Consider the following 1,860-nt stretch of genomic DNA (forward strand, 5'->3'; position numbering starts at 1 on the left):
TGCTTCGTATTCTGCACGCAATTCCTCTTCGGGGACTTCCACTTCCTCAAGCAGGGCATCGGGCGACAGCAGCGCATAGGTGATCTGCTTGGTCACCGGCAGCATGAAGGCGTCCTGATTTTCTTCGTAATAGGCGCGCAGTTCCTCGTCACTGGGCTGGGGCAGGGGCTCTGCCAGATCGTCGGCATCGAGCAGCGTCCATGTGAAGCTGCGCTGCTCTCCCACGTAGTCCACAAGCGTGCGGGCATAGACGCGCGGCATTTCCACACCGCCGACGATGGCCGCCTGCAGCAGCGTGCGCGCGGATTCCTCGCGAAGGGAATTTTCAAATTCGGTTTCGTTCAGCCCGCTTTGCTGAAGCGCGAAACGGTAGCCTTCCCGGTCGAACTTGCCGTCCAGCCCCTGAAACGCCTGTATCTGGAGGATCTGTTCGCGCAGGGTCTCATCCCCGATGGAGAGACCCAGTTGCTCCGCCTCGTTGTCGAGCGCGCGCTGCCGCACGATCCTTTGCAGCACGGCCCGATCCAGCCCGATTTCCTGCGCGCGCTGAAAGCCGAGCGCCTCACCGGTCTGGCTTTCGATGGCGCGGATTTCCTGCTGAAGCTGCCGGGCATAGAGATCCACCGGGATCGATTTTTCGCCCACCGTGCCGATGGTGCGGATGTTCCCGCTGAGGTTCACGGCGCCGAAGCCGCCAAGCCCCAGTATCAACAGACCCATCAGGATCCAGACGGCGGTTTTCGTGATGCTGTTGCCTTTGGCCATTGGGTCGTCCTCACCAGTTCGGAAGGTGTCTATGCGCTGCGGGTCAGCGGGGCAAGAGCCAGCGCCTTCACCCTTTGGAAAGCTCCGCGAGCCTGTCGAACAGCCGGTCGATGCCCGAAGCGTCGAGATTGGCGAATGCGATGCGCAGCTGAGCCTCTCCCGCGGGGTCATCCGTGGGGCAGAACATCGTGCCCGGCAGGCAAAGCACCCCGGCCTCACGCACCATCCGGGGCGCGAGTGCGGCGGAGGACATCTCGAACGGGTGGGACATATAGGCGAAGTATCCGCCGAGACCCAGCAACTCCCATCCCAGCGGGGTCAGACGGGACATCGCGGCTTCGATCGCGCGGCGGCGGGCAAGGATCTCGCGCCGCTCACCGGCGAGCCAGTCGTCAAGGTTCTGCATCCCCCACAGGGCGGCATGCTGGCCGATCTGGGCCGGACAGATGGCGACGGTATCGAGGAACTTCTCGACCTCTGCCAGGCGCGCGACATTGGCGATGATGGCGCCGACGCGGTGGCCCGTGAGGCGGTAGGCCTTGGAAAAGGAATAGAGGTGGATCAGCGTATCGGCCCATTCCGGATCCTGAAACAGATCATGCGGCGCACCGCTGCGGCTGTGAAAATCGCGATAGGTCTCATCGAGGATCAGCGCGATACCCCGCTCGCGTGCCAGTTCGAGAAAGGCGCGCAGCAGTGACGCGGAATATTCGGTGCCGCAGGGATTGTTGGGACTGACAAGCGCGATGGCGCGGGTGCGCGGCGTGATGAGCGCGGCGGCCCGGTCGGGATCGGGCATCAGATCGGCCCCGCAGGGGAGGGCCACTGCCGAGACGCCGGACATATCGAGCCACATCTTGTGATTGAAATACCATGGCGTCGGCAGGATCACCTCGTCCCCCTCGGCGCAGAGCGTGGCAATCGCGGCCGCGAAAGCCTGGTTGCAGCCCGAGGTGATGGCCACCTGTTCCGGCAGGACCTGGCCTGCGTAAATGCGGCCGGTGCGGGACGCCAATTCGGCGCGCAGGTCCGGCAGGCCCAGTACCGGCCCATAAAGATGGGCGTCGTCCCGGTTCATGGCGACCTCCGCCATGG

Annotated in this window: 2 protein-coding genes; both read right to left on the reverse strand. The window is 64.1% G+C overall.

Features of this window, described 5'->3' with window-relative positions:
* Positions 1–765: SurA N-terminal domain-containing protein (locus A3728_RS13600; RefSeq protein ID WP_201722326.1), on the reverse strand; the 765-nt coding region annotated here is incomplete at its 3' end.
* A gap of 67 nt (positions 766–832) precedes the next feature.
* Positions 833–1,860, reverse strand: a 1,028-nt coding sequence (locus tag A3728_RS13605) for an aminotransferase (protein ID WP_067924714.1), incomplete at its 5' end; no start/stop codon positions are given.

It is taken from the genome of Sulfitobacter sp. HI0040 (assembly GCF_001634885.1).
In the GTDB taxonomy this organism is placed as follows: Bacteria; Pseudomonadota; Alphaproteobacteria; order Rhodobacterales; family Rhodobacteraceae; genus Sulfitobacter.